The organism is Streptomyces sp. DT2A-34 (assembly GCF_030499515.1).
GTDB lineage: Bacteria > Actinomycetota > Actinomycetes > Streptomycetales > Streptomycetaceae > Streptomyces.
Genome location: NZ_JASTWJ010000001.1, coordinates 2,499,744 through 2,525,997, shown reverse-complemented (window position 1 = coordinate 2,525,997; position 26,254 = coordinate 2,499,744). Strand labels below are relative to the sequence as shown.

General features: G+C 65.2%; 26 protein-coding genes and 1 pseudogene. 14 read left to right on the top strand and 13 right to left on the bottom strand.

The window, feature by feature from the left end:
- The first annotated feature begins 127 nt into the window (after positions 1-127).
- The 9 genes from QQM39_RS10910 (at position 128) to QQM39_RS10870 (ending at position 11,706) form a co-directional block, all read left to right on the top strand.
- Positions 128-1,402 carry a S8 family serine peptidase gene (locus QQM39_RS10910; protein ID WP_302003543.1) on the top strand — a complete coding sequence of 425 codons (1,275 nt, stop codon included), beginning with the start codon at positions 128-130 and terminating at the stop codon, positions 1,400-1,402.
- Positions 1,403-2,052: 650 nt separating this feature from the next.
- Positions 2,053-2,415: a hypothetical protein gene (locus tag QQM39_RS10905; protein WP_301996500.1), complete on the top strand. Its 363-nt coding sequence runs from the start codon at positions 2,053-2,055 to the stop codon at positions 2,413-2,415.
- An 88-nt stretch (positions 2,416-2,503) separates the two neighbouring features.
- The gene (locus QQM39_RS10900) at positions 2,504-3,736 is read left to right on the top strand and encodes a putative T7SS-secreted protein (RefSeq protein WP_301996499.1); all 1,233 of its coding nucleotides are present in this window, start codon (positions 2,504-2,506) and stop codon (positions 3,734-3,736) included.
- A gap of 12 nt (positions 3,737-3,748) precedes the next feature.
- Positions 3,749-4,381 carry a hypothetical protein gene (locus tag QQM39_RS10895; protein WP_301996498.1) on the top strand — a complete coding sequence of 211 codons (633 nt, stop codon included), beginning with the start codon at positions 3,749-3,751 and terminating at the stop codon, positions 4,379-4,381.
- A complete protein-coding gene (locus QQM39_RS10890; protein WP_301996497.1) occupies positions 4,378-5,037 on the top strand; it encodes a hypothetical protein in 660 nt (219 codons plus the stop codon). Before QQM39_RS10895 ends, QQM39_RS10890 begins: the two co-directional genes overlap by 4 nt.
- A gap of 2,094 nt (positions 5,038-7,131) precedes the next feature.
- On the top strand, positions 7,132-7,671 hold the full coding sequence (locus tag QQM39_RS10885; RefSeq protein WP_301996496.1) for a hypothetical protein: 540 nt from the start codon (positions 7,132-7,134) through the stop codon (positions 7,669-7,671).
- A complete protein-coding gene (locus tag QQM39_RS10880) occupies positions 7,668-8,240 on the top strand; it encodes a hypothetical protein (protein ID WP_301996495.1) in 573 nt (190 codons plus the stop codon). The genes QQM39_RS10885 and QQM39_RS10880 overlap by 4 nt, the downstream gene beginning before the upstream one ends.
- Complete coding sequence (locus tag QQM39_RS10875) at positions 8,237-10,657, top strand: putative T7SS-secreted protein (RefSeq protein WP_301996494.1); 2,421 nt, start codon at positions 8,237-8,239, stop codon at positions 10,655-10,657. The genes QQM39_RS10880 and QQM39_RS10875 overlap by 4 nt, the downstream gene beginning before the upstream one ends.
- Complete coding sequence (locus QQM39_RS10870) at positions 10,657-11,706, top strand: hypothetical protein (RefSeq protein ID WP_301996493.1); 1,050 nt, start codon at positions 10,657-10,659, stop codon at positions 11,704-11,706. The genes QQM39_RS10875 and QQM39_RS10870 overlap by 1 nt, the downstream gene beginning before the upstream one ends.
- 18 nt (positions 11,707-11,724) lie before the next feature.
- Here QQM39_RS10870 and QQM39_RS10865 read toward each other — a convergent pair whose 3' ends face one another.
- The 8 genes from QQM39_RS10865 to QQM39_RS10830 form a co-directional block, all read right to left on the bottom strand.
- The gene (locus QQM39_RS10865; RefSeq protein WP_301996492.1) at positions 11,725-12,399 is read right to left on the bottom strand and encodes an ankyrin repeat domain-containing protein; all 675 of its coding nucleotides are present in this window, start codon (positions 12,397-12,399) and stop codon (positions 11,725-11,727) included.
- 161 nt (positions 12,400-12,560) lie between these two features.
- On the bottom strand, positions 12,561-12,881 hold the full coding sequence (locus tag QQM39_RS10860; protein ID WP_301996491.1) for an Lrp/AsnC family transcriptional regulator: 321 nt from the start codon (positions 12,879-12,881) through the stop codon (positions 12,561-12,563).
- A 29-nt stretch (positions 12,882-12,910) separates the two neighbouring features.
- Positions 12,911-13,099, bottom strand: coding sequence for a hypothetical protein (locus QQM39_RS10855; RefSeq protein WP_301996490.1), 189 nt, complete (start codon positions 13,097-13,099; stop codon positions 12,911-12,913).
- Positions 13,100-13,303: 204 nt separating this feature from the next.
- Positions 13,304-14,707 (bottom strand): hypothetical protein, encoded by a 1,404-nt coding sequence (locus QQM39_RS10850; protein ID WP_301996489.1) that lies wholly within the window; start codon positions 14,705-14,707, stop codon positions 13,304-13,306.
- Positions 14,708-14,748: 41 nt separating this feature from the next.
- The gene (locus QQM39_RS10845; RefSeq protein ID WP_301996488.1) at positions 14,749-15,993 is read right to left on the bottom strand and encodes a hypothetical protein; all 1,245 of its coding nucleotides are present in this window, start codon (positions 15,991-15,993) and stop codon (positions 14,749-14,751) included.
- A gap of 39 nt (positions 15,994-16,032) precedes the next feature.
- Complete coding sequence (locus tag QQM39_RS10840; RefSeq protein WP_301996487.1) at positions 16,033-16,413, bottom strand: hypothetical protein; 381 nt, start codon at positions 16,411-16,413, stop codon at positions 16,033-16,035.
- Positions 16,414-16,943: 530 nt separating this feature from the next.
- Positions 16,944-17,609, bottom strand: a complete 666-nt coding sequence (locus tag QQM39_RS10835; protein ID WP_301996486.1) for a hypothetical protein — start codon at positions 17,607-17,609, stop codon at positions 16,944-16,946.
- 202 nt (positions 17,610-17,811) lie between these two features.
- On the bottom strand, positions 17,812-18,390 hold the full coding sequence (locus tag QQM39_RS10830) for a hypothetical protein (protein ID WP_301996485.1): 579 nt from the start codon (positions 18,388-18,390) through the stop codon (positions 17,812-17,814).
- Between QQM39_RS10830 and QQM39_RS10825 the strand changes: the two genes are divergently transcribed.
- Both QQM39_RS10825 and QQM39_RS10820 read left to right on the top strand, forming a co-directional pair.
- Positions 18,368-18,517 (top strand): hypothetical protein, encoded by a 150-nt coding sequence (locus QQM39_RS10825; protein ID WP_301996484.1) that lies wholly within the window; start codon positions 18,368-18,370, stop codon positions 18,515-18,517. The genes QQM39_RS10830 and QQM39_RS10825 overlap by 23 nt on opposite strands.
- A 24-nt stretch (positions 18,518-18,541) precedes the next feature.
- A pseudogene (locus QQM39_RS10820) lies at positions 18,542-18,861 on the top strand (winged helix-turn-helix transcriptional regulator); the annotation flags it as partial.
- Between the two features lie 5 nt (positions 18,862-18,866).
- Here the strand turns inward: QQM39_RS10820 and QQM39_RS10815 are convergent.
- From QQM39_RS10815 to QQM39_RS10805, 3 genes are all read right to left on the bottom strand, one after another.
- Positions 18,867-19,418, bottom strand: coding sequence for a hypothetical protein (locus QQM39_RS10815; RefSeq protein ID WP_301996483.1), 552 nt, complete (start codon positions 19,416-19,418; stop codon positions 18,867-18,869).
- Positions 19,415-20,041 carry a hypothetical protein gene (locus QQM39_RS10810; protein ID WP_301996482.1) on the bottom strand — a complete coding sequence of 209 codons (627 nt, stop codon included), beginning with the start codon at positions 20,039-20,041 and terminating at the stop codon, positions 19,415-19,417. The genes QQM39_RS10815 and QQM39_RS10810 overlap by 4 nt, the downstream gene beginning before the upstream one ends.
- A 219-nt stretch (positions 20,042-20,260) precedes the next feature.
- Positions 20,261-20,716 (bottom strand): hypothetical protein, encoded by a 456-nt coding sequence (locus QQM39_RS10805; protein ID WP_301996481.1) that lies wholly within the window; start codon positions 20,714-20,716, stop codon positions 20,261-20,263.
- A gap of 594 nt (positions 20,717-21,310) precedes the next feature.
- Between QQM39_RS10805 and QQM39_RS10800 the strand changes: the two genes are divergently transcribed.
- Positions 21,311-22,795, top strand: coding sequence for a hypothetical protein (locus tag QQM39_RS10800; protein ID WP_301996480.1), 1,485 nt, complete (start codon positions 21,311-21,313; stop codon positions 22,793-22,795).
- 95 nt (positions 22,796-22,890) lie between these two features.
- A complete protein-coding gene (locus QQM39_RS10795; protein ID WP_301996479.1) occupies positions 22,891-24,444 on the top strand; it encodes a PQQ-binding-like beta-propeller repeat protein in 1,554 nt (517 codons plus the stop codon).
- Between the two features lie 137 nt (positions 24,445-24,581).
- On the opposite strand, the gene QQM39_RS10790 is transcribed toward QQM39_RS10795, so the two are convergent.
- Together QQM39_RS10790 and QQM39_RS10785 are read right to left on the bottom strand one after the other, a co-directional pair.
- On the bottom strand, positions 24,582-25,166 hold the full coding sequence (locus tag QQM39_RS10790; RefSeq protein ID WP_301996478.1) for a hypothetical protein: 585 nt from the start codon (positions 25,164-25,166) through the stop codon (positions 24,582-24,584).
- Positions 25,167-25,201: 35 nt separating this feature from the next.
- The gene (locus tag QQM39_RS10785; RefSeq protein WP_301996477.1) at positions 25,202-25,783 is read right to left on the bottom strand and encodes a hypothetical protein; all 582 of its coding nucleotides are present in this window, start codon (positions 25,781-25,783) and stop codon (positions 25,202-25,204) included.
- A 130-nt stretch (positions 25,784-25,913) separates the two neighbouring features.
- Between QQM39_RS10785 and QQM39_RS10780 the strand changes: the two genes are divergently transcribed.
- On the top strand, positions 25,914-26,240 hold the full coding sequence (locus QQM39_RS10780) for a hypothetical protein (RefSeq protein ID WP_301996476.1): 327 nt from the start codon (positions 25,914-25,916) through the stop codon (positions 26,238-26,240).
- The last annotated feature ends 14 nt before the right edge of the window (positions 26,241-26,254 follow it).

The following is a 26,254-nucleotide window of genomic DNA, read 5'->3' as shown; positions in this document are numbered from 1 at the left end:
GTCCGCTGTGAAGTCTGGTGAAACCAGTCTTAGTTGAGTGAGGAGCAAGGAATTGGGTGTCAAGCGATTCTGGTCCACGACAGGAGTCGTGACGTTGACAGGAGCCTTGCTCCTCACTTCGGCCCCAATGGCGTCGGCGGATCAAGTCCGAGAGGCTCAGTGGCCGCTGACGGTGTATGGCGCAGAAAAGGTCTGGAAAACCTCGCAAGGCGCGGGCGTCACGGTTGCTGTAATTGACTCAGGCGTAGATTCCAGTCATCCGGATCTCACCGGACAAGTTCTGCCTGGTAAGGACTTCACCGGAGCTGGAAACCCTCATGAAGACAATGTTGGACATGGCACTGCAATGGCTAGTCTCATCGCTGGACACGGGCATGGGATAAATGCTTCTGCGGGCGTGATGGGTCTTGCGCCCAAAGCGAAGATTCTCCCGGTGCGGGTGAGCGTGACGCGGGGGGTGGATGAGACTGATGGCAAGATTGATACGGCGGGTTGGGTCGCTGGAGTCCGCTTTGCGGTTGAGCAGGGTGCGGAAGTAATCAACCTGTCTCTCGATGATTCTTCCGCCTACCCTGGCTCGAAAGCTGCCAAGGCAATTGAATATGCGCAAGCGCACGACGTCGTGGTTGTAGCGAGTACGGGCAACGACGCAGGGACGGTCAATTATCCGGCCGCTCTCCCAGGCGTGGTGGCTGCCGCTGCTGTGGACAAGGACCTCAACCCTTGGTCTAAGTCAAACACCGGGAACGTGATTGTCGCAGCCCCCGGAGTGGAGGTGGCCCAGGCTGACCCGACCACAGGTAGTGGTTATTCGGTGGCAGACGGAACCTCTGGCTCCAGCGCTTACGTCTCAGCCATCGTTGCGCTCCTCCGCTCCAAGTACCCCGACCTAACCGCAGGCCAGATCATCAACCGCCTGATCAAGTCGGCGTCCTTCCTGAACAACAAGGGCAGGACGGCCCCGGACAGGGAACTCGGCTACGGGATCGCCCGCCCCGGTACTGCCTTGACGATGGACATCCCCAAGGGCTCCAAGCAGGGCCCCCTCGCGCACTCCTCCCCGTCCACGTCCACAAATTCCGGCGCCGCCCCCGACGACAACGACGGCACAAGCCTGGCCAAGAAAAAGAAGAAGTCCTCCTCGGGCAGCTTCCTCCTCATCGCCGGCATCGCAGCCGCCGTGGTCGTCATCGGCATCGCCATCGCGGTAATCCGCAGCCGCCGCAACGGCGGTTCCGGTGGAGGAATGCCCCCCGCCAGCACGGGCTACCCGCCCCAGCCTCCCACGGGCTATCAGCAGCACCCCCACGCGGCTCCCAACCAGGGCTACCCCACGCCTCCGGGACAGTCCCCGCAGCACCCCCACCCCTACGCCCAACAGCCCCCGCACCAAGGACAGTAGGGGTAACTCCCCTCGGAGAGCCCGTGAGCTCGGAACTACCGGACCTGAATTCCTAATCCCCTGCCGATGAGATGACGGCGCGCACAGCGAGCCACTTCACCACCATCTTGCTCGGGCTGGGAATCCTTGTTCCTTGGCTGCTCTTCGTTATGTCGATCATGTCTGGCACGCTCTGGTGGCTGACAGCGCTCAATTTGATCGGCACGCATGTGGCTCTCTTGGTCATGCTGCGTGGGTACCACGATGACAATCGAGCCTTGAAAAGGTGGGGAGCCGGGACTCATGCTACGACCCTGCTGCTCTGTATCGTCATTGCCCAGATTCTGCAGTGACCTAGAAGCCGAGAACGAGAAGGGATCCTCCTCAATGGGCCTCGTCGTCCTTGTGGTTGGCGTGATCGGCCTTGGAGCCGTAATCGGCGCCGTCGTCGTCTTCGCTGTACTACGCAGCCGCCGTAACTACGGCCCTGGAACCTACCCCCAGAACATGGGCTACCCGCCCCAGCAGCCGATCCATTCACCCGCTCAGCAGCAGTACCCCGCCCCTCCGGGGCAGGCCCCCCACCAAATCAACCCGTACGAGCGGTAGTTTCCAACTCAAGCAACCGAGGACGGCGGATAATGCCCGAGTCACTTCCTGGGACGTTTCGCGTGGACGTCCAGCAGCTCAGCCGGCTCGCTGGACATTTGGAGGACTGTGCCTCTGAGATGAAGTCTGCCGGTTACAAGATGGAGCAGGCGTCCGTTCGTGAAATCGGTCATGCCGACCTTGAGGAACGCTGTGGCGAGTTCCGCGATGCGTGGAAGTACGGAATTCAGCAGCTCTCGAAGCTCACTGACGCGATCCAGGGCGGAGTGCGAAAGACCGCGGAGAACTACGCGGAGACCGATCGCCGGATCGGAGAGTTCTTTGCCGGGGGCGGCGGAGAAACCGGTGGCGGATCTGCCGCATCGGGCAGCACGAGCACGGAAGCGGGTGGGCAGAATTACAGCTTGGCCGCCGACTTTGGCTGACAGCCGACGAAGGCACCTTGGCTGACGTTTCCCGCACCGGTCTTCATAGCATAGTCGCCGACCGCAGTAGCCCGTTTAGGAGAAGATCTTGGCTACCCCTGCCACGACCACTGTCGAGGGCTACCCGTCGCTCGGCTTTGACCCCGCCCCTGGTTCTCCCGCCGCCGTTTCCACGCTCGCCCAGGACATCAACGGGACGTACAGCAAACTCAAGGCCGCGGACGACATTCTCACCGGCATCATCAAGGGCACGGGCGGATGGACCGGCATCGCAGCCGATGCCTTCACCGCCAAGGTCAAGGAACTGCCGAAGCTCCTGGACGACGCGACAGCCAGTTTCCAGCGTGCGGCCGGCGCACTACTGGATTGGCAAGACCGGCTCGCCCATATGAAACAGCAGGCCATTGCCTACGAAGACCAGGCTGCATCCGTACGCGGACGAATACGGACCGCCGAAAGCAATCCCGACCTCAACCTTGCCGGTCAGCAGTTTCCCTCCCAGGAGGAAGCCGACCAGGCCCAGCGCCGCCTGGACAACGCGATCGCGGAGCTCAACGCCGCACGTCGGGACCTCGACGCGATCATCGCCGACGCGAAGCAGCTCCTGGCTCGCCACGACGAGATCGCAGACTCCGCTGCCGAACTCATCAAGAAGGCATGCGAACAGGCCCCCGACGAACCCGGCTTCTGGGACCGTCTCTTCGACGGTCTCGAATCCCTCGTCGAGGCTCACGCCCAACTCGCCAACGAAGCCTGGGACTGGGTCAAGGACCACGCAAATGCCATCTCCGCGGTCGGTGACGTCTTCTCAACGATCAGTACCGTGACAGGCGTCGTCGGACTTGCTCTTGATGCCACCGGCATCGGTGGCGTCGTGGGTGTTCCATTGGGCATTGTCTCCGGGGTCACGGCGGGCGTCGGCCTCGGACTACACCTCACTGCCAAAGCCGCGGGCGCTGATGTAAGCGACCGGACTCTCACCGAAGACGCGTTGGGACTCGCCTCATTTGGGATTGGGAAGGTTGCGTCCAAAGCCGACGATATCGTTGAAGCTCCCGTCGCGATCTACAGGGGACTCAAGTCTGCAGAACATGGGGCGGGCTGGACATCGATCGCCATGACGGGGCAGGACTACCTCAAGGACAGCACAGCCCTTGGCTACTTCGTCCCGGACAGCGCAACTGAAGCGGGAGTGCTCGGCGGCTCGATGCTGGTGCCAGGACTCGGCCCGGTGGTTGGCCTCGGTATGGCATTCGAGGATGCTTGGGAAAAGGGCTCGGAGAAGGATGTCGCAGCTGCCGAACAACGCGCGGGACAGTGAGGAGACAGCCCGATGGATTTCATCTGGTTTGTGCTTGCCGCGTTGGCTGGCGCGTTGCTCGTCGTCTATTTCCTCATTTCCAACTTCCGTGATCACGTGGGGACACGGCAGCTGCACCTGCAGCGCCAGGACAACGTGATGACCGCCTTTGACGGCAGAGATGAAGTGCGCGTCCGTTGGAGCGGTACGGGTATGACCATCGAGCAGATTGTCTGGTACGGCCGGCAGTACGGATACGACCTCTACTGCCTGAGTGGCACGGGCAGCGCCGCTCGCAAGCTGGTGATGCGGCGACTGCCGTACGGGCCACCACCCCACCCCATGCCTGGGTATGGACAACCGCATGCTGCTGAGTTGGCGGCGATCGCGAAGGATGTGCGCCGGACGGTCAATCCCGAGGCCATCGTGGCGCTGGCGGGCATGCTCGTTGTGATGGCGGGCGTTTGTGGTTTCGCCGCGCGTGATCGGTATCAGGCAGGTGACAGCTTCTTCGTACCGTTGGCGATCGCTGTGGTGCTGGTGCTGTTGGCACTGGGCGTGGCAATTGGGGGGCGTGTGGCGCTGCTCCGGCGACGCCGAAGGTTCGTACAGCACAAGAGCTCGGGCTACGTAGCGCCGCCGGGTCGGTCAGGAGGAGCACAGTGAACGTCAGTATGCAGGTACCGCCGTTCTTCCGGCCGATCACGCCAGGGTTGTCCGCCGAGGAGGCCAGGGCTGAAGCGCTGGCACGGATTGGTCAGCATCCGGTTGACTTGGAGGCCGGGTACGTCGATCAGCTGGTGGTGGACTATCGAAGGACTTCGGAATCCCTGGCCTCCGCAGGCGTCTTCTACGCGGCAACCTGCCTGGGAAAGATCAACAACGAGCCATCGGCCGGCACATTGATCATCGGGCTGCAGCCACTCAGCTATGCCGACTCCGATGCCGCCGCCGTCGGAATCCACGAGATCATGCTCGGCAAGCATGGCCGGCGCGCCTTGGTATCCACTCGGGACCTACCGTGTGGAAAGGCCGTCATCGTGATCGAACAGAGTCCCTCACTGCGTATACCGGCGGAATTGACCGAGAACGGTGAGGACATCCCGATCGACGTCGCACAGCTCCAGGCCTTCATACCCGTGCCTCAGCAAGCGGTCCCGGGTGCGCAGGAGATGCTCGTCCTGACCTTCAGTACGCCGAGTACAGACCACTGGGTGGAGTACTCCGAGGTCGTCGTGGACGTACTCCGCAGCCTCCGTTTCATGCCGGATGAAGAATCGGCGCAGCAGCCCGCATCACCGACAGAACCGGTTGGTGTCTGAGCCCGGCGCAACTATCCAGTACGCACAGAGCAAGGAACTGCGTTTCGAGTCTGTTCCGAGACAGGATTGGGGGCGCTGACGCCTTGCTCCTCGCTTCAGTCTCAACTGCTCGGCGGACCAAGCCCGAGATGTGCGGTGATCAGTACCTCCTGCACTCCGGGGAACATCACAGGGACGTGCAATGGATCTCACCAGCATGGCGGCCCAGCTTGACGGCCGCTCTGTCGTTGAGCTGACGTGTCCTCGTTTGGGGACGCCGGACCTGTGTGTCTGGCTGGCTCGGTTGTACGGCTACGAGTACTCGCACATCGAGCACAGCGGCCGCCGCGCCGCCCCGTACCACGTGATCGTCACCCGCTACGACTCCCCCCAAGCGCGCCAACGAGCCCAATGGATGTGGCGCCCGGTGTTCCAGCCCGGCGCTCCGGCTCCAGTCGGTTGGACCACCGTCCCTGCCTGGAATCTATCGCGCTGGCAGCCCTTGGCTGGCCACCTGGTGTGTTCGCGTCCCTCCCCGCAGATAGTGCGGCGCCTGATCTGCGCCGAGATCCACGAGGACATGCTCGCCACGGAGGGGGCGAAGTACGGGCTCATATTCTTCGGTGACCGGGCCGGGACTTCCACGACACTGCGGGCAGTGGCCGCTGCGACTGAAGCTTCCCCTTGTGAGTGGACACCTGGACGACATTAAGGAAGCTTTCGGATGACTCCTTCTGGCAACACTCAGTGGCCTGTCTCTGGACCCGCAAGCCGCTCCCTCCGCCGCATACACCGTTTGCCTTCAGGGTCCCTTCGCCGGGAAGGCGTCGAGACAGGGCCGGCATGTATGAGGCGACGAGGACCGAGATTCTCCTCGGCGGAGCAGGAGCAGGTGGTGCCGGTCACTTGTTGGCGGAGGTCCATTGGCCCACCCTCGAAGGGACTGGTGTTCTCTTCTCGATCCATGGGGTCGCTGAGCGTGCAAACCTCTGCGCGGTGAGGCGGGTTGGGGTAGACGCCTACGAGGTGTATTCGTCAGATGGGGTACTGCTTGCCCGGATCGGCAGGAGTAGGGCACGTTTCCTGCCTTGGCCGAGGCGGCTGCGGTGGACTGTGGAGACTGGCGGCACCAGCCAACCACTCGTGGGCAAGTCGGGTACCTGGTACGCGTGGACGTTCTATGTGGTCCTCGCCCCCATCTGGTTCCCGTTGGGGCTCGCCATGGCTGTGTACTCATGGTTCGAAGGTGACAGCGACGTGAGCATCGACCCGCCTCGACGCACACGTTGGCGTCGGCGTGGTGATGCGGTCGTGCTGGACTGGCGCGGATTGAGTGACCCTCAGTACCACCTCGTCCCGCAGGGCCTGGACTACCGGGTCGCATATACACAAGCGGTCATCGCCAACAGTCCATGGCGGAAATGAGTCGTGCGTCCGGCAAGTTGCCCACGTACGAGCTGCATCACCACCTCGACCTCAGCAACCTCGAAGCGGCTGCTGATTGCTGGGAGGAGACCGTCACCAAGTTCAAGGGGCTGCACACGGCGTACGGCGCCCAGGTCGCCCGCCCCTTCCGGCAGGCGGGCCGGTTCCCAGCCAGTCCTGACAGCGGCCAAGGCCGACAACGACGTACACGCTGCCCACCAGGAGTTCAAGGACGCCCATAAGGAGGCGCAGAGCATCGCTGGTCTCCTCACGACACCGCGCACCGAGTCCATCAACGCCGAAGCCGCCACCACCGGCCGCCCCTGGGACGGTGACCCAACGCCGATTCCGTCCGTCCCGCAAACGGAAGAACAGGCCAGCCTGACCCGCCAGATCGTGGACACCAGTTCAAACGCCTCGCTGTCCGCTGGGAACGCCGAACCGAACTCCATGACGTCTTCGCCTCGTTGTCTTGCGGCCTCATTTGCTGGCGACGACTGGAGTAGCACCGGTCCTGATCGTGTTACGAGTTCAAGGGACTGGCCACTCCTACCCGTGGAGACTCGCGCACATCAAGGGTAAGTCTTGTCAATATTGCTCATGGGCAGTCGCAAACGCCTCATGTGTTGTGCCTAAACTGACGCGCGGTCGTGTCCTGTGACTGGGATGCGGCCTCATGCAGCCGGAACGATGCGAGCAGGGAAGCGCGCGCAGATGCACAACGGGGGCGGGATCCCGCCGAGCAGTCAGCACGACGGCGAGCCGGCGGACATAGCCGCGCTGCGCGCCCATATGGCCGCCATGGCCCGCGGCACGGGGGATCCGGACGAACTCATCGCGGCGGTACGCAGCGCCGAGCTGTTGGTGGCGCTGCTGGATCACGGCCGGCTGTGGACATGCGAGCTGGAGGGCGCCCTGTGGCTGTTCGCCTTCACCACCGCCCGCGAATTGCGCGACTTCGTCCAGCGCAAGTGGGCTGCCGCCCGCCCCGGTGACCTGCCGATCGAGCTTGCGCAGCGCGCCCCGTGCATGCGTTTGACCGGTGCGGAGCTACTGGAAGACCTCATTCCCGCGCTGATGGAGCGCGACCACCTGCCTTACGGCCTCGCCCTGGACGTCACCTCCAGCCAGCGCGCTTTCCTGCCGCCGCTGCCCGGCATCGTTCCCGATCACGCCGCTCTCGACCTCGATGCCGCCACCGGCACCGGCGTGGGAGGTGCTGCGGCATGAGCGGCGGCTACGACGTCGACCCGCAGCTGCTTCAGCAGTTGTCGAAGAACCTGAACGCGGCCATGGATGAGCTCAAGGAGGTCACCGACGCGACCGAGGCCACCACCGGTCAGGGTTTCGAGGATCTCGCGCTGCCGCCCAACGCCGTGGGCGCGGCCCGCCCCGCCCAGGCACTCAAGGACTTCGCGAGCCGCTGGTCCTGGGAGGTACAGACCCTGCTGGACGAGGGCAATCAGATCGCCGAGGCTCTCGATTTGAACGCCGGCTACTACCACGAGGCCGAGGAGTACGGAAAGGGCGCGCTCAAGGACGTTGCCGCTGCCTTCGTCGCGCCTCCGACGATTACCTCTGAGCAGGCGCAGAAAATGTCCACCCAGGACTTGACCGCCGCCGTCAAGGAGAACGGCTCCTTCCACTACTCGGGCGACGACTTCAATAAGGGCTTCTCCCAGGCCCGTAAGTCACTCTCCGCCGAATGGGACGACGTGACCAGCTCCGGCCAGACCGGACTGGGGATCGACGCGATCAAGGAGGCAGCCTCGCCCGGCCAGGACGGGGCGTCCCGTTGAGCGGCCTGCCCGGCTTTGATGAACTGGGCAACGCTACCCAAGGCCTGCGCGACGGCATCGCCGATGGCGCGCAGTTCCTCGCCCATGGCGCGGCTGAGGGCCTGGACGCCGTCGGCGCGCACAAGTTGGCCGACAAGACCGAAGGCGCCAGCTCCTGGCTGACCGAGCACCTCAGCGCCAGCACCAGCGAACTGGAGCTCGGCGAGAGCGACGATCCGGCCCAGCTCCTGCACGGAGACGCCTCCCGCATTCGGGAGGCCGCCGTCCACCTGAAGAAGTTCTCCGCCGCTTTCGAGCGCACCGGCCAGGCCCTGCGCAAGATGGACGCCGACGACTGGCGCGGCGCGGCCGCCGACCGCTTCCGCGAGAAGGTCTCCACCCACCCCAAGCGCTGGCTCAAGGCCGCCGACGCCTTCGAGGACGCCGCCTCCGCCATGACCTCCTACGCCCACACCGTGGAGTGGGCCCGCGGCCAGGCCAAGGAAGCCGTCGCGAAGTACAAGGCCGCACAGGCCCGCACCGACGCCGCCCGCGAGCGCTACGACGCCCAGGTCGAGGCCTATAACAACGCCCTGTGGCAGCAGGAGACCTCCTGGACGGCCGCACGTGGCAGCACCGACCAACTGCCCCAGAAACCCGGCGACTTCCAGGATCCCGGCGCTGAGGAGCGCGCCGACGCCGAACACCTCCTCAAGAACGCCCGCCACAAGCGCGACGCCGACGCCGAAACCCTGGCCTCGGCCCTTGCCCGCGCCTACTCGCAGGCCCCGCCCGCACCCCAGGGCACCGAACTCCTGAAGCGCTCTGCCTCCAACACACTGAAGAACACCGTCGTCGGAGCCGAGCACCGCCTCGGCGGCGTGGTCAAAGCCGGCGCCTCGATGGTCCGGCTGTGCCGGACCGTCAGCCCCACGGACCCCTACAACATCAGCCACCCCGGCCAGTACGTCGCGAACCTCGCCGCCGTGAGCACCGGGCTGCTCCACAGCGCCAACCACCCCACCGAACTGGTCAAAGGCGTCGTCGGCGAAGGCTGGTCCACCGACCGCAACCAGGCCCTGGGAACCTTTGCCACCAACTTCATCCCCGTCGGCGGCGCCGCCAAGGCCGGAGCCTCGACCGCCGCCCACGCCGCCGAGAACGCCCTGGCCCACGACGCCGCCAAGGCCGCCGGCTCAGCCACAGCCAAGGAAGCCGGAAACGCCGCCGCCCATGCCGGCACCACCGCTGCCACCGACGCGGCCAAGGACATGTCAGCCGGCGCCGCCAAGATCTTCGAGGAGTTCGGCGGCGGTATCGACAACAACCTGACCAGCATTGAGGCCAGCATTGGCGCCGCTGCTCCGGATGCTGCCCAGGGCGTATCGCACGGCGGAGCCCAGCAGTTCCAGCACGCAGCCGAGCCAGCCACCAGTGCTCTCGACGGCATCGGCCGTGAGATCGACGGCATCCAGGTCAACCACCCGGATTCCCCCACGGCCGCCAGCCACGAAAACACCGTGCCTCCGCAGGCGACCACTGACCACACCGCCCCGGAGAGCGGACCCGTGGAGTGGACAGCCCCGCCCACTCAGAAGAACACACCGACTCCGGAAGCAGAGCCGGCACCGCAGAGCGGCCCGTACCAGAGTGACAATGCCAACAAGGCTTTCAACGACTTCGCACCGAAGCCCCCGCAGGTCGACGAGGCCGTTGGCCACGACCTGGACGCCATCGGCAAGGAGATCGACGACCTCCACGTCAACGAGCCGCACGCGCCCGATGACGTGGCGTCCAGTTCCAACACATCGGCATCACAGCACGCCGAGCCCGGTAACGCTCCCTTCAGTAACGCCAAGGACTTCCTCCACAGGGAAGAGGAGACCTACGCGTACGGTGGCGAACACTCGAGGAGCTTCATCGAAGAGCTCCCACAAGAACAGTTCGATTCCCTCAAGCACTATTCGACGAGCCACGGGTGTGACCTGATCAACGGCCACCTTCGCAATCCGGACGCGCCACAAAACCCGCTGACCGCTGAACACATCGATAACATTGACAAGATGTTTGATAATGTGCCGAAGACGCAGGAGCCACTGATACTGCGACGAGGAACCGGGATCGATCACTGGCTGAAAGAGTTCAATGTTGCCGATGCGAGGGAACTACGCGGGCTCGAACTCGGCGATGAGGGCTTCATGTCCACATCGCTCGGAGAGGCAGCATTCAAGGACAAGCCCGCGAAGCTGCACCTAGAGCTCCCGGAGGGGCGCCCCGCCATCTGGATGGACCGGAATGGAAGCACCATCGAGGGCCGTGGGATAATCACCGAGCACCCGACCGAGAGGGAGATGCTCCTTCCCCGTGGCACCAAGTTCGAGGTCACGGACGTCTATAAGGAAGGTGGCCAGTGGCAGATTCACGGAAGGATCGTGTAGTGAACGCCGACGACAAGACCGAGGGTGGCGGGCCACTTTCCAAGGACCTTGTCGTCAGCTGCATCTCTGCACCGGATGCGTATGCAAGCCTCTCACAGGGTGCCGTCGACTTCATTCCCCTGGCTAACCCCGTGGGCATCATCGGCGCCTTGGCAATCAGGGACACTGACGGCGCCTTCACCGTGCTGAACAATGAAGAGCAGGGTGAGGATTCCTTCAACAGTGGAATGTATTGGATAATGCTGGGCAGGAAGGCCAAGGAGCGCGGACTGACCCCAGCGCAATTTATTGTCGAAATCCAGCAGTCCCAAGATATTGGCGGATGGCCCTTGCCGGGAAGGCTGCTCCCCGTACCACTGCAGTCGTCCACGCTTCCAGAGCTCACCGAATACATCGAGAACGGGGTGTCGCGTCCGGATGTCGGCGGACGGGAGCTGCGTTCGTATGCGGCTGCGCCGCACGAGGCGGAGTACTCCGCGAGCCAGCAGGGATTCGTCGTGCCGACCACGGACGAGATCCGGAAGATGGCTGCCTATGCGCGCAATCCGAAGGCGCAGCGGTGGTGGACGGTGGTGGACCGCTCCTTCCCCGACCTGTATGCGGAACAGGTCCCCCTCCAGCACGTGTTCGGCGGCTGGGTCATCGAGCCGGACGGCACCCTGAGCGACTTCATCGCGAACCGGGAGTACCAGCCCACGCTGGTCGGCCTGGGGTGGCGTGCGGAAGTCAACGAGTTCGAGGGCAGCATCCAACGCCGGTACATGGGGCGCGAGAGTGACGCGGACTTCGGCGCGCACTTCCGCGCAGCCGAACTCATCGTCCCCGTGGGCGAGGATGGCGGCTACGCCCTCGAGGGTGATGTGGTTTGGCATCCGGTCCTGCGGGTGTACACCAGCGAGGGCCACCTGCCGGCAGGTGAGCAGCTGTGGGCGCGAGCGACCGGCGCCGAGCTGTCCGCCACGCTGCCTCGCAGCCTGTTGCTGATCATCAACCCAGGTGGCCGACCCGAGACGCGGATCACCCTCCGCGAGGCTGTCACAGGCGTGTAACCGAGCCGAGCAGCACGGCTACAGGGACCGCCCCTCGGCAAGGCTGGTGACATTCGCCGTGACGCGGTCGACGCGCTCCTCGGAGGCGCCGCCGGTTCCGGGTGCGCTGGCGACCGACAGCTCGTTCCCCTCCAGCCGGACGGTGAAGCCGCCGGCGCCGGGGATCGGAAACCACAACACCGGCTCGGCCAGTTCCGTGAGGACCTCCGGCTGCGGCAGGCGCAGGCCGAGGCGGCCGACGGGATCCTGGCCGGTGCCGCCGTCTGCCCGGTAGTGCAGGAGGCGGTGCAGCTGCTGCTGGAGGCCAGCCAGGACCTGCGGCGGCAGGGGGTGGTGAACCTGCGGCTGCAGGAGATCCGCCAGGTGACGGTGGCCGCGCTGGGTCGCGATGTCGACGGGGCGGGATCCATCGCTCGCGCGCAGACTGGACCAGGCGCCGTAGCCCTTCAGCAAGCGGATCGTGTCCGGGGATACCCCGTGCCAGGCGGCCTGGTGCAGGGCGGCGTAGCCGCTGGCGCCGCCGGGACGGGGGCTGTTGGCCAGGGCGGGCTGAGCGTGCAGGCGCTGCAGCACGACGTACCAGTTCCCATCCCGCGCGGCATCCGCGAGCCGGTCGCGGACGGCCAGGTCAGCGGCGGGCAGTACATCGCGCCGCGTAGTTCCGTCCCACATCGGCATCCCCTGACCAGCCATGCCGATCATCCTAGTCGCGCTCCTCAACCATTCCATGGCCAGGGAGTGGAGAACGGTATCTGGGTCGCGGGCGATCTTGCTTTTTGGGCTCGTTTCCGTGTCCAGCAGTGGATCATTCCTGCTGACGCACCCCGAGAAGCGGGACCGGCTGCTGTTGCGGGTCATGACGTTGTTGACGTGGTGTCGGTCAGCGGCTTCTGAGGGTAGGCGCGGAGCACGAGTGATGTGGTGACAGGGCCGTAACGGACAAGTGCGTCGACAACTTCTTCGAGTCGTCCTGCCTGCGGGTAGTAGACGTCGAAGATGAGGCAGTCTTCCCCGGTGACTCCGAAGGTGGAGGCGATCTCGGGGGTCCGGGAGGCGAAGTCCAGGGCGCGTGAGAGCTGGGCGTGCGTGGTGCGCAGCCGGATGACCGCGTGAATGTTCAGACCGAGGGCTGCCGGGTCGACCACGGCTCGGTAGCCGGTGATGACGCCGGGCATGTCCTATCCCTGTGGGTGGTCGGTGATCCTCAGGAGAACTGGGAGGCGGTGCGCGTCTCGTTCGCGTCGTAGGCGTCCGCACTGAGGCGGAAGTTGGCCGCCCGGTCGAGCCGCTGGACGACGACGTGCTTGTTCAGCGCCTCCCAGCGGCCCTGGAGTTCGTCGAGACTGCCAACGAAACGCCAGCCAGCCGAGCCAGTGCCCGCCTCCTCGGCCACGCCACGCGTCTGGCGGATGACCTCAGACGCTGCCTAGCAGTGGTGGGCCCGCCTGCCCAGGAACGACAAGGTGATGCCGAGGTCCAGGTCGGAAGCCCACGGCGTCGGCGGGGTCGGGCTTGGGTTCGGCGAGGGAAACGGTTCCGGGCCGGACGCACCGGCTCGGCTGACGGGCAACATCTCAAGCCGAGCCGATGGCCAACGTCACGGAGCAGACCCCACCGCACCCTGGCTGTTGCCCGACTGCCTCTGCGCCGCCGGGTCCTGGCTCCCGACTACGAACAGGCCATAAGCCAGAAGACCAACCGTGCCGGCGATTCCGACGACCAGGCGCCAAGCCCCCGAGGGGGCGGGAAGCGCGAGCACTACGACGCAGAGCGACCAGAGCAGGAGGACGTTCATCAGCCGGTTCGGGATGCTGAGGATCCAGCCGCTTTCGAGATCGAGCAGGCGACTCTCGCCTGCAGCGTCGACAGAAGTCTGGTGATCGGCCCCCGCACCTGCGGACTCCTCATACTCCGGGGCGAGCCCGCCCGGGATGAACCAGCCGGCATCGCTGATGAAGACCGCGCCTGTACGATGCGGCCCCTTCCGGCCTCCGTGCTGGTTGCTGCCCGGCACCCAGACCAGGTGGCCTTCGGCGTGCCCCACCGTGTCCACGTACCTGGCGTTGTCAACATGGACATGCAGCTGTACGGGGCCGGTGGACGTGTCCAGGGAGATGCGTGTCTTCCCCTCCCCATAACCGTCGTACCCGGAAATGCTTGCCCTCAGCACACGCTCGTCACCGCGCAGCCGCCGCGGAAATCGCTGGTCCCGGAGGATCATGGGATAGGTGACGGAGACCATCCCCATGAGGGCCAGCCACGCGAGAGCCAGGATCCAGGTCCACCAGTTGCCCATGGCGCGACCGGAGAGTTCACGGTCGACTTCGCTCCTGTCGTTGTCGCCTACGGCTCCCAGTTCAAGTCGGTCGGGGGCGTAGGCGACATAGACCTTCCCGCCAACCACCGCGGGGTCTGGCCACTCCGATCGGAACTCGGCGCGCGTCTCGCTCACGGCTCCGTCCGCCGGAGGCAGAGTTACTGTCACTGTGCAGAAGTACGTGCTGCCGTTCTTGTGCTTGTCCTCGACGACATCCCGTACCGACTCGATCGGCAACGCCCGCACAACGGCGCCCGAAGAGGCGATCTCCGCCGCCTTGCCCGTGGGCGTGGGAGTACCTACCCCAAGGGCGAGCGGCAGGATCAGCGCCATGATCGCGCCGTACGTCGGCAAGACTTCACAACCCACCCAAGCGGAGGCGCCTCGCAACCTCGCGGGGAGCGTCCTGGTTCCGCTCTCTCCTGCGGCCGATGTGCGGTCGGCCAGGGCGCGATAGACCGACGCGGGGTCCGGGTTGCCCGACAAGCGTCGCAACGCCCATGCCGAGAGGGCGAAGACAGCGAGTACGACCGCGCAGCCCAGCACCAGCGCGTCACGGAGGGTGGACTTCTCCAGGAAGAGCCAGCATCCGAGGAGCACCGTCACCAGGAGGCATGCCAGCCAGGCGACCATCCTGCCCAGGAGAATGGCCGGGCCGAGCGTGCGAATCCCGCCGTCGTTCATGGCACCTGCTCTCGTTGCGTTTCCCGTTCCGTCTGAAGCGTTCATCCGAAGTCGTCCACCAGACTCGTGTTCTTTGCGTGATCGCGGAGCTTTTGGGCTGTCTCCTGCTGCCCCTCGGCCACGTCGTCCTCCAGGCTGTCGGCCTCCTTGAGCCGATTTCCGGCCGCGCCTATCTCCGTGCCCACTCGGCTGTTCGTGGCCTCGTCGCGCATCGCGTTTCGCTGCTCTTGTGTCAGCCCTTCGGCATCGGCTCCCGTGTCGGGCGTTGCCTGGTCGCCGCTGCCCTCACTGGCCCCAGCGGCGCTGTTCGTTCCGCTCGCGTCAGCGGCTCCGCCGGAAGCACCGTCTGCTGTGCCATTCCCGTCGACTGCACCACCGGACGCGCCCTCTCCGGTGCCGTTCGCTTGCCCGTCCCCGGAACTATGCGTCATTCCGCCTCCGATGCCGCCGCCGGCTGCTCCGGCTCCGGCCCCGATCAGCGACTGCGACCAGTCGAACTCGTCGTCCTGGTCCGCCCACGGACCGTAGGCGTTGGCGGCATCCCCGACCAGGCTGCCCGTCGCTCCACCAACAGCGCCTGTCCCTATCGACTCGCCGATTCCTCCCCCGAGCCTCCCGCCTAGCGCGGCATCGGCAAGCTTTCCCATGCCTGCGCCAGCCACCCCTCCGACCAGGTTGTTCTCCCACTCGGGGCCCTTGCCGCTGATCAGGCTGGTGGCCACTCCGTTGCCGAATTCGATCGCGGTCCGGCCGGCGAACGTACTGCCGTGGCGGACCGCGAAGGCACCGAGCCGCGCGTACTTGCCCGAGCGTTCAAACGTCCGCAGCCTCTCGAACCAACGGGCGATCGTGGCCAAAATCCTGCCGAGCCTCGCGGCGGCGGCCGCCGCCTGCCCGGCGAGTCGGGCCGCGTTCGCGGCGCCGGCGGCCGCGGAGAAACCGAGGGTGATGAAGGAGGTGGCGATGGCGACACCGATCGTGACCCCGATCTCCTTGTAGATCGCATGGATCTCGTCGTTGATCTCTTTGATCTTTGCCGCTGCCTCGTTCAGGCCCTTCTTCGCCTCGTCGAAGGTCGGTTGAGCGTCCTCGACGGACTTCTTGACCTCTTCCCAGTGCTTGACGAAGGCGTCGGCGGCCGGCCCCCGCCATTCGTCGCCGTAAACGTCACGGACGACACTTGTCCATGCGGACGACGAACTTGTCGAGGGCGTCCCCCATCGCGCCCCACGCCTTGGCCGCGTCCTCCAGAACATCCGGCTCGCCACCGGGGTTCCAGAGCTCAAGTCCGGCTTCGTAAATGGTCTCCGCGGCCGACTCGTCACTCACGGGTGCTCCACCTTGAACAGATCCTCCAAGGCATGCTCGGCGGCTCCAGTGTTGCGGGAGTTGTCGGATAGGTTGTCGGCCATGTCATAGAGGTGGTCCTGCAACCCCTGGATCGCCGTGGTCATGTGGTCGGCCAACTCGATATACGCGGTGGTCACTTCCTCCGACTCCGTCAGAAAGCCGAACCCGTCGTGGATGGCCTCGGCATCCGTCTTCGGCTTGAACTTGGCCAACTCTTCGCCGAGTCCGTCGGCCTCCTTCTTGAAAGCGCCGCTCAACCTTTCGAGCGCGGAGTGGCCGATGTAGAACCCGTCCGACACAAGGTCCTCCTTCTGGGTGTTGCCGCGCGACACGCAGCCGACCCGGCGGCTCTGCATCTTGCGCCACGCGAACGCTAAGCGGAATGGTCGATTTTGCCAGGCGGCGGCTGCGGCTCTGAACGTCGGTGGTGCCTGCTGCGCATCTTCACAAAGCTTTACGCTCTGCTCTCAGTTCCAGCACGAAGGGCCTGGTGGCCGTTCGATCGACGAGCACCAAGTCACTGCATCGGGCATCTGGGGGCTGTCCGATAGTTCGCGTTAACCCTGTATGACCCGCCTAGTGTGAGATGCGATCTCTGTCGGGGAGGATTACGGGTGGTCAGCCAGGGTGAACGGCCCTGCGAGGGAGAGCTGGGCAGCTCACTCTGCGGAAGATGGCGCGACGCTCGGGAACCCAAGTTGCAGCTCAGTTCGGCACGCTGAACAGCGATGTGCAGACGATCAAGCACGCCATCGAACTGTCCAGCGCTACATATGTGCACCCTGTCTGATTCCCCTGCCAGGGGCGCGTTGTTCATCCGGTTTCGTCCGACGTCTCAGTCGGCAACCCGGACGACGACCAGGAAGCGCAACCAAGGTCCGCAGTCTCAGCGCACCGTGTCAGTGGTTCGCTCCCGGTGTCCCTCGTAGTTGGGGACGCCGCAGTGGCCCGGCTCGCGTTGCATCTCGCCGAGCCAAAGGTGCGGGACATGTTGCCGGATCGCCTCAACCAAGGGCTCCCGGTACCTCGCCGATGAGCCGTTGGTGACGAAGCTATAGCGCAAGCGCGGAAGGCCAGGGCGGATGGGTTCCTCGTCGCGGACCAGGATCCACAGGACTGGGTCGTCACGGTCGATCGGGCCACTCGGGCACAACTCGATCGAGTACCGCCTGCCACCCCGTTTGTCGGTCTCGCTCCAGTACACGGCAACTCCGGCGAGGGTGTCCCAGCGGATGACGCTCTGCCGAGTGCGGGTTCGCAGCCACATCCCCGTGTCGTCGATACTCACGGCCAGGTGATAGTGCGAGAGGGCAGAACGGAAGATCTTGAAGCCCGAGTAGCCGATGGTTGCGAAGAGCAGTGCAATGAGTCCCACTGGCTGAGGCTCGTTGCCGTTTAGGCCAGCAGTGATGACCACTGCCAGGGCCACGAAGAAGGCACCCATCGCCATGAAGATGCCACCGAGCACGAACCCTTCCCGGGCGGTTCGCCGACCGTAGTGGATGACCGTGGCTGTGGGGGCGGGACCACCGAGGGAGGAGGACGTCGACATGATCCGAGAGTCTATGCAGGTTGCCATGCTCACGTACGACGAGACCATCGGTACCCGCCCTACGCCCGACACGAAGGACTTCGGCTGACTCGTCACTCCGGCCTGATCGTTTCAGCTCCACCCGCGCGGCGTCCCCCTGAGTCCTCCCGAGACGATCGCCGGCAGGACTCAGTTCATCCGCCGAGCGTGGATCGCTGGCCGATTAACACTCGTTTTCGGTCTCGTGGCGGAAGTGGCTGCAACGGCCGTAGCCAGGGGGCGCGAACTGGGCGGGCAAGGAGGCCCGCGAGGTCTGGGGTGGTGCGGTCCAGAAAGCCGTGTCGGATGCCGGTGGCGATCGAGGCGAGCATGGGCGGCTGGAACGGCAGCAGTCCTGGCGTCTCGGGGAGGAGCCTGCGCCGGTACTCGCCCAGGCTTGTCGTGCGGGGCGGGACGCCGAGGCGATCGGCCACTGGCCGGCCGTGATCGGCGTGCCGACGAGGTCGTAGACGCGCCCGCTGTGCCGTGCGGGATCCGAGGCCGCGACGATCGCAGCGGCCTCGGCGAGATCCTCACGTACGACCGCGGCGAGGGGGCCATCGTCGAACGCGGACTCCACACCATCGTCGGCCCACATCAGGAGGCCGCCGAAAAGCTCGGCGTAGAAGACGTTGCGCAGGATCGTGCACTGCAATCCGCTTGCCTGTAGAAGGCGTTCGGTCGCACGGTGGGCGAGCGCGGAACCGAGATGGTCGCCAGCACCGGTGAGGCTCGTGTAGATGACGTTGGCGGACGCCGTCACGGACCGCGGCGTCCAGGACCGCCGCGTGCCGCCCCACGACCTGGTCGTCCTCGGCATGGGCGGCGGAGATCAGTACCAGGGGCGACAGACCTGCGAGGTCGAGGCTCGTGTGGTCGTCGAAGTCTAGGCGTCGTATCGCCTCTCCTACTGGGTCGGGGACAAGTGGTCGGTGCTCGTGATCGTCGAACTCGCGGGCGGGCCGCGCCGGTTCCGGGAACCTCAGCGCGCCATCGACGGCATCTCCCAGCGCATGCTCACGCTCACTGTGCGGAGGCTCGGTCGCGCCGGCCTCGTGCTGCGCACGGTGTACCCGACGGTCCCGGCCCAGGTCGACTACCGTTGACCGAGACCGGGGCTGGCTTGACCCACTTGGTCAAGGCACTCGCGGACTGGTCCCTTGCCCACCGCGTCGTCATCGCCGAGGCACGGCGCGCGTACGACGAGACCCACCACCCCGATCACGACATCCGCCGACGCTACGGGGCTGGCTCCGCGGCCTGGGCGATCAGGCTCAGGATGCCGACGGGGATGGCGACGACGACGGCGTAGCCCACTCGGTCGACCACCTTCTGGCGTCGCGAGGGCTCCCGGCCGTGGGCCTCGCGGCGTCGGTCCTCTCCGCGCGGCTTGATGGCCTGGTGCGCGAGGACCGCGAGGACGGTCACGCAGATCGCGACCTGCCAGAGCTCGCCCACGACGCCCCAGAACCCCACCCGTTGGATCGTCTCCGGCTCGATGCCCTGTCGCACGTCGAGCTCGGTGCCGTCCGGGTAGTCGCGTCCGGTGTCCTCGAGGTGCACGTAGTCGGCGTCGTCAGGGGTGCCGCCGACCGGTGTGAAATCCCCGTTGCAGTCGTAATCGGAGTTCTTGCCGTTGGAGTTGGTGTCGTAGCAGGTCTCCACCTTGTACGTGCCCGGGGTGCCGTAGATGCTGGCGGACAGCGCCAAGTCGGCGGTCGCGGTGACGCACCAGAAGGTGGTGACGAGGGCGAGGAGGACGCCGCACACCCAGCCGAGCACGCGCTTCATCCGATCACCCCGATGTTCGGCTCCCTCTCCAACAGACGGGAGATGCCGGCCTGTTCTGCGAGGGCCCGGCGCTGCGGGTCGGCTTCGGCGCGCTCCTGCTCGTACTTCTGCCAGTCCGCGGGCTGCACGAAGAGCATGTTGTTGTTCCCCGGCACGATCATGACGCCGCCGAAGGCCGGGTCACCGGCGAACCAGGCGCCGCCCTCCTCAGCCTCCTTCGGCCAGCGGCGTACGGTCGAGGCGTTGACCGCACGCAGAGAAGGGGCGCCGTGCTGTCCACGCACTGACAGTCGGACCGTGTGCACATCGCCGAGGTACTTCCACTCGGAGCCCTTCTTGGACACCCGGGTGCGGTACTCCAGGGGGTAGGTGCGGAGCACCTTCTCGCACACCTTGAGCCGCGAGCCGTGACGCAGGCGGAGCATCAGGAAGATCAGCACGAACAGGGCGGCCGGGATACCGAATGCGGGCAGGGCGGCGTCGTACCCGAGCAGATGCGACACATACGGCATGGAGAAGAGGGCCACTGCGAGCGCGAGGCGCGTGGCGATGTGTCGGTACAGCAGGGTGCGGTTGTGCTTGAGCACCTGCGCGACGTCGGGTGCCGCGGGTGGGCCCTCCATGTGGTGCTTCCGTTCCTGTCTGAATTCGTTGCGCATGGTCGCCGAGGCCGAATTCGGTCGCGGTCTGTCCGGTGTCCGCGCCGGCTCCGTCGGGCCGGTAGACGTCGGCTTGCCCATGGCCCCATGTCCGGGAGGTCGAGCAATGTGTGGGCGTCGCCAGCGGTGTTGGCGACGCGCGCGTGATGCGTCGGCCGTGCCGGGCAGGAGCAGGGGGAGTGGTCAGCGCACCGCGGACGCTGCCGCTCCGAGCAACCCGAGAATGGCGATCAATCCGGCGTAAAACACCACGTAGAATCGCCTCAGCTTTCGCTTTCGAGCCGCTTCCCAGCGCATATACGACTCGTATTCCGGCGATTCGGGCAGAAACGGGGCCGGCTTTGCCTCGGAACCACGCAGCACGAAGTGATACGTGGACTCTTTCATTGCTCCTGCCCCACGCCGCCCGGTTCGCTCCAGCTCATAGCCATGCCGCAGGGCAAGGCGTACCAGCGGCTCGCTCTTCAGGTTCGCCTCGGACGCTCCAACTTCGACCGGGGGTTCCGCCGCGGCGAAGAAACGTTGTTCGGCTTCCGCGATACGTTGTTGTTCCGGCTTGGTTCGGCGTCTCAGTTCAGCTACCCCGATGGCGGCGACGATGAGCAACATCACGCACACCATGACCATTTCCCACTGCACGCCCGACCCCTCCATGCCTTGCTCTTCGCTACGACAAGGCTGGTGATCTTATCGCCGGTTGTGACGGACAGGATGCCGACGACCTCCCTGGGCGCTCCCCGTACACAACAGCCCGCGCCCGACGCCATCGCGGCGGACAGCCCCGCGTTCTATGGGAGCGCGGCGTAGAAGGGAGGGCAGGGCAGGTCCGGCGGAGCGGCCACATCTACTCGCCGTCTCGTAGCCAACGAAGCTCCGCTTGGAGCGGGTGACCGCCCAAGTCGTATGCCTCGTCCGGAGATTCGAGGCCGTGGTGCCGCCGGCGGTCCGAGCCGACTGCAACAGGTGCGGAAGGCTTGGGCCCAGAGCCGCGGCTCATGCGACTTTTGATCACAGTTTCTCCACAGCAGTCCCATGCCGGCAGGTAAGGGCCGCGTAAGCAAAGGTCATAAGGTGTTGTGTGACTTAAGGGGAGGATGAGACGGGCAGTGCGACTGCCGCTCAAAGAGCCTGTACGCATCGCTCATTGAGGCCTGGGTAAGTCACCCAGGCCTCTGCCGCGTGCGGCCGGACCGCATCGTGCCCCTCATCAGTATGTCCGCGTGAGAGGTTGTCATGTCCTATTCGACGCCGCCGGGAGGGCCGGGGAATGCCGGCCCGTACGGGGCACCGGTCCAGCAGCAAGGGTGGTATCAGCCACCGCCGCCACCACCTCCGCCGCCTGGCAACTCCGGCGGGGGCAAGGGGCTCAAGGGCCTCGTCATCGGTCTGCTGGTCCTGGCTGTGGTAGCCGTCTTCGCGGTGGGCGGGCTGGCTCTGTACCAGGCTGTCGGCGGGGGCTCGCTGCCCGGCGCCCAGGGTGGTGACGATGAGAAACAGCAGATCTTGAGCTCGGACGAGATCGCGACGTTGCTCAACGGCCGTACGAACGCCCTGAAGAGCGGGGACGAGGACGAGTTCCTGGAGCCCTTCGTCGGTGCGGCCAAGGACAAGCAGCGCGCGATCTTCAAGAATCTGCGGAAGATTCCCTTCACGGAGAGCAAGTACATGGTGCTCCAGCAGACGGGCGACGGCTCGGACGAGTGGGGTTCCGATGTGAAGCTCGCGCTGGATGTTGCCTTTGTGCATCAGATCAAGGGCGTTGATGTTCGGCCGGTCTCCGAGTGGTATCGGTGGACCGTTGAGAAGCAGTCCGAGTCGGCTGAGCCGCAGATCAGTGAGGTGGGCGGATCGCCGGGCGCGAGTGCCATGGCCAACGCGGTCTACTATCCGGCCCCTTGGGATCTCTACGACGACATGTACGTCAAGCGTCAGGCGCACACCATTACGATCGCGGCCAAGAAGAACGCTGCGGACGCCAGCCGTTTCGCGCCGATTGTCGAGGACAGCGCTAAGAAGGATCTCGAGTTGTGGGCATCGAATGCGTCGTCGGTTCCCAACACCCCTGAGGGTTTTCTCGTCGTACTCGAGCCCGACCGTAAGACGTACACAAAGCTGTACAACAACAACGGTCAGGACGTGGGGTGGGATGCAGGACAGAGCGTTCCCATGCCCGCCTTCAACGCTAGTTACGGCGGCGGCGAGGACGCCCTCGAATACGGTGGCGCCCGCATCAAGATGGACACCTCGACGGGCCGATTCACTTCGTCCTGGTGGCAGAGGGGCGTCGGAGACATCTCCCGGCATGAGATCGCGCACGCCCTCGTTCAGCCGCAGGATCCCGGCGCATACGGCCAGGATGAGGAAACGAGCATTCGGGCGTGGGTCGTCGAGGGGTTTGCAGAGTACGTTTCCTACCGGTTCGACCGGGCTATGGGCGACGCGAGCGTACGTAGTGATCTCGCGGGCGAGGAGTTCGATGGCCAACTGCCCGGCCAGGACTTCGAACTGCAGAACAGCTCCGTGGGCGCGAACTACTCCCTCAGCTATCTGGCCATCCGCTTCATCGCGGAGAAGGGCGGCGAGGAAGCGCTCTTCGAGTTTGTCGTAGACCATTACAGGAAGCCCACCAACCTCGATCAGCAGCTGCAGACGGCAGTTGGCATGAACGAGAGCGAATTCGAGGCCGCGTGGGCCCAGTACGTCAGGAGCAACATCTGATGAGCGCCAACGGACCCATGCCGGGTACCGGTCCCGGTCCCGGCCCTGGTCCCGGCCCCTACGGGCAGCAGTACCCTCCGCCGCAGGAGCCCCCCATGCCACCGCAGCAGGGCAACCCGCCCCCGCAGGGATACGGCTATCCGCAGCAGGCGTACGGTCATCCGCAGCAGCCGCCACCCGCCGCGCCTCCGGGACAGCCTGGTTACGGCTACCCCCAACAGCCGGGGCCCCCGCAGTATCCGATGGCCCCCCAGCCGGGCTACGGCCAGCCAGGTCATCCGCAGCAGTTCCCCGGGGCGCCCGTCCCGGCTGGACCGCCGAGGAAGAAGAAGACCGGGCTGATCGTGCTGCTCGTCGTCGCACTCGTCGTGCTCGGTGGGGCCGGCGGGGGCGCGTGGTACCTGATGGCGAACGCTGCCACCGAGCCGCTGTACAGCGTGCCGACGGACGTCAGCTGGGGCCTGAGGGAGCAGGAGGTGGACGGCACCTGGTTCACGGACAAGGCAGTCGTACAGACACTGTCCGGTGGTGTGAAGGCCTACGAGCTCGACACCGGTAAGCAGCTTTGGGCCACAGCGCTGCCGGGCGCGGGTCAGCAGGCGTGCTTGGCTCCTTCTGATTCCGACGGCGGAGTCGGCATCGTTGCCTATGGCGCTTCGGCAACGGCCGGGGCTAGGGGTAAGTGCGACCATGTTGCCGCCTTCGACCTGTACTCCGGCAAGGTGCTTTGGAAGCGGGCCTTCAAGGTGAAGGACGAGTTCGGCATGGGTGACGGGCTGACGGTGGCTCGTTCCGGCGAGGCCGTGGTGATCGCGGCGGATACGGAGCACGTGGCGCTGAAGGTGGCCGACGGCAGTAAGGCCTGGGACCCGATGCGGCTGGAGGACGGCAGCAAGGTCTGGAATACACAGGACCTGTATCACGACGGTGGCTGCTCAGCCGGTTCGTACACCGGCGGCAAGAATCTGATCCGGGTACGCGCTTGCACCGAGGGCGACGACACCAGCGACAAGGCCTGGGACGAGGTGTCGCTGATCGACCCCGCCAGTGGCAGGGCCAAGTGGACCAAGCAATTTGCCGACGGCACGGCAGGGCAGGTCGTTTCCACGTCTCCTCTCGTCATCAGTGGCGATGAAGGCGGCGTATATGCGCTCGACGAGAAGACCGGCGAAAAGCGCGGCGGCAAATTCCAAGGAAAGCCGGAGAAATACACTCGGAGCGCTGAGGACAACGGCAGTCCGATGCGTCAGGCCGCAGGTTTCGGAAACATCTTCCTCATGGGCGGCTATGACCCGGACGGGGGCGCCGGCAGCCCCAGGTCGCTGGTCGCCTACGACCTCGACAGCGGAAAGGAGCTGTGGCGGTCGAAGGCATCACCCAAGATGGAGTACATCCCACTCCGCGAGACCGGTGACGAGCGTCTGTTGGTGTACGTCACCGAGTCCACGGAGAGGCCGAAGCTGGTGGAGTTCAACCCGGAGGACGGTGCGATGACGACACTCGTCGAATATCCGGAAGAGGTGGACACGAACACGGGCATCGATGCGTGGCCGTTCTGGCACAAGGGCGTGATCTACGTCACCTCGGTCGGTGCCGGCATCAGTGGGGATTCCTTCTCCCTCGCGGCATTGCCCACGACTGATTCCTAGATACCTAAGAAACACCGGCACCAACACCAGCAGCAACAGCAACTCGGCGGCATGGCAGACCTTCATGGTCTGCCATGCCGCCGAGTGCCGTTCGGGATCAACGCCAAGGCTTCTGTCACGCGAAGGTGACGCGAAGGTCAAGCGAAGAACCCCACCAACAGGCTGACAAGCAACCCGATCACCCCCACCACGACCAGCACCAAGCACGTGCGGAACAACCCCGCACTCGGCGCCCGCGTAGAGGAGAAGCCGGTAACGACCCCGAAGTAGCCGATCGCGAGCGGCATCAGGCCACCGAAGAACCACGCGCAGCCGGTGGCGATGGCGCCGACCCAGCCGCGGTCCAGCTTGTAGGAGGTGTCGCCGGTCTTGAGGGTCTCGATGACGTAGCCGCGCTGGTGCAGGGCATCGCTCTTGAGCTCGGCGTTGAGGTCCTTCATGGAGCCGTCGTTGGCGGTGAAGGTGCCGTAGCACCACCTGGTCTTGGTCTTCTTGCGCGAGCTGCTCGACGTGCTCGAGCGGTACTTGTAGTCGACGGTGCAGGTGTCGACGGTGAGCTTGCCCGGCGTGGACGTGGCGTAGGTGTACGGGCCGAGGTAGGCGCCCAGGGCCATCAGGACGACGCCTACGAGGATCAGGCCCGCGCCGATGAGGCGGCCGAGGCCCGCGCGGGTTTCCGGTTCGGCGGCGTTCGGCGCGGCGTTCCCGTGTACTTGTGTCATTGGGGGTTCCTCAGGGATGGGGATATGGCCGGCTGTCACAGGGCGAGGGCGCAGACGAGCGCTCCCAGGGCGCCCAGGGCGCAGAGGCCGCCCAGTACCGGGCCGGTGACGGTCTGGGCCGGCAGGCGCTGCCAAGAAGCGGTGAAGCCGGGGCCGTTGCGGGTACCGAAGCCGGTGAGGAGGCAGTAGATGCCGAAGGACAGCAAGGAGAGGCAGAACGCGAGGATCGCGGCGTCGTCTCCGGGGTCGCGGTCCTGCGGTTGCTCGAAGGTGTCGTCCACCTGAACCACGGGGATTTCTGCTCCGGTTTCGAAACGCGATGAGGTTTCCACCACCACGTCTTTGTAGGTGGCCTTCCCTTCTTCCGCGCTCCAGTTTCCGGTGCAGCTGAACTTCAGTTCCGTGGAACGCCTGTTCGTGCCGTAGTGGGTCTTCGTGTGTGTCTCGCATGAAGAAACGGTGAGGGTGCCGTCGGTGCCCTCTCCGGCGAGTTCACTGCGCAGTTCCGGAATGGTCACCGCGGCGACGACTGCGGCCAACAGGAGCAACCCCAGGCCGAGGAGTCTTCCCGCCCACAGGCTCCCTGTGTCGCCGTGACGCGACTGTACTGTCACCACTTTTTGTCGTCCCCTTGCTCAACTTGACGATCTCTTGACTGGCGGGCTTGGCAGGGTAGTGCGCGAGGAGTCTAAGGTATCCGTCTGTCGTTCAATATGAAGTGCAGCAAGGGGAGTTCGGGGGAGCGCAATGGAGTTTGAAACCTTCGATGTGGACACTGGTGTACTCCGCAAGCAGGGCGGGAAGTTCGTCGACCTCGGTGGTGATTTCTCAACCGCGTCCAAGCGGCTCAAGGGCAACCTTGAAGACCTTGGCGAGCCATGGGCGGATGCGGACTTCGGGGAGATCTTCGGACAGGTGTACACGCCGATTCGCGACGGAATCCTCACATCGATGAACAGCCTCGCGGAACGGCTCCAGAAGGTCGGTTACAACCTGCAGGACATGGCACGTAACTACGATGCGTCGGAAGCGTCGAACAACGGCCTGCTGAACGGTGTTTCCGGCGAACTCTAATAAAATACGGGGCT

Excerpts from the sequence above, each read along its gene's own strand:
- QQM39_RS10815 (WP_301996483.1), bottom strand. The coding sequence starts at position 19,418 with ATGAAGCGCGTGCTCGGCTGGGTGTGCGGCGTCCTCCTCGCCCTCGTC.
- QQM39_RS10790 (WP_301996478.1), bottom strand. The coding sequence starts at position 25,166 with ATGACACAAGTACACGGGAACGCCGCGCCGAACGCCGCCGAACCGGAA.
- QQM39_RS10795 (WP_301996479.1), top strand. The coding sequence starts at position 22,891 with ATGCCACCGCAGCAGGGCAACCCGCCCCCGCAGGGATACGGCTATCCG.
- QQM39_RS10835 (WP_301996486.1), bottom strand. The coding sequence starts at position 17,609 with ATGTCGACGTCCTCCTCCCTCGGTGGTCCCGCCCCCACAGCCACGGTC.
- QQM39_RS10895 (WP_301996498.1), top strand. The coding sequence starts at position 3,749 with ATGGATTTCATCTGGTTTGTGCTTGCCGCGTTGGCTGGCGCGTTGCTC.
- QQM39_RS10810 (WP_301996482.1), bottom strand. The coding sequence starts at position 20,041 with ATGGAGGGCCCACCCGCGGCACCCGACGTCGCGCAGGTGCTCAAGCAC.
- QQM39_RS10800 (WP_301996480.1), top strand. The coding sequence starts at position 21,311 with ATGTCCTATTCGACGCCGCCGGGAGGGCCGGGGAATGCCGGCCCGTAC.
- QQM39_RS10865 (WP_301996492.1), bottom strand. The coding sequence starts at position 12,399 with ATGGCTGGTCAGGGGATGCCGATGTGGGACGGAACTACGCGGCGCGAT.
- QQM39_RS10880 (WP_301996495.1), top strand. The coding sequence starts at position 7,668 with ATGAGCGGCGGCTACGACGTCGACCCGCAGCTGCTTCAGCAGTTGTCG.
- QQM39_RS10860 (WP_301996491.1), bottom strand. The coding sequence starts at position 12,881 with ATGCCCGGCGTCATCACCGGCTACCGAGCCGTGGTCGACCCGGCAGCC.
- QQM39_RS10780 (WP_301996476.1), top strand. The coding sequence starts at position 25,914 with ATGGAGTTTGAAACCTTCGATGTGGACACTGGTGTACTCCGCAAGCAG.
- QQM39_RS10910 (WP_302003543.1), top strand. The coding sequence starts at position 128 with ATGGCGTCGGCGGATCAAGTCCGAGAGGCTCAGTGGCCGCTGACGGTG.
- QQM39_RS10825 (WP_301996484.1), top strand. The coding sequence starts at position 18,368 with ATGACGTTGGCGGACGCCGTCACGGACCGCGGCGTCCAGGACCGCCGC.
- QQM39_RS10840 (WP_301996487.1), bottom strand. The coding sequence starts at position 16,413 with ATGCAGAGCCGCCGGGTCGGCTGCGTGTCGCGCGGCAACACCCAGAAG.
- QQM39_RS10850 (WP_301996489.1), bottom strand. The coding sequence starts at position 14,707 with ATGAACGACGGCGGGATTCGCACGCTCGGCCCGGCCATTCTCCTGGGC.
- QQM39_RS10885 (WP_301996496.1), top strand. The coding sequence starts at position 7,132 with ATGCGAGCAGGGAAGCGCGCGCAGATGCACAACGGGGGCGGGATCCCG.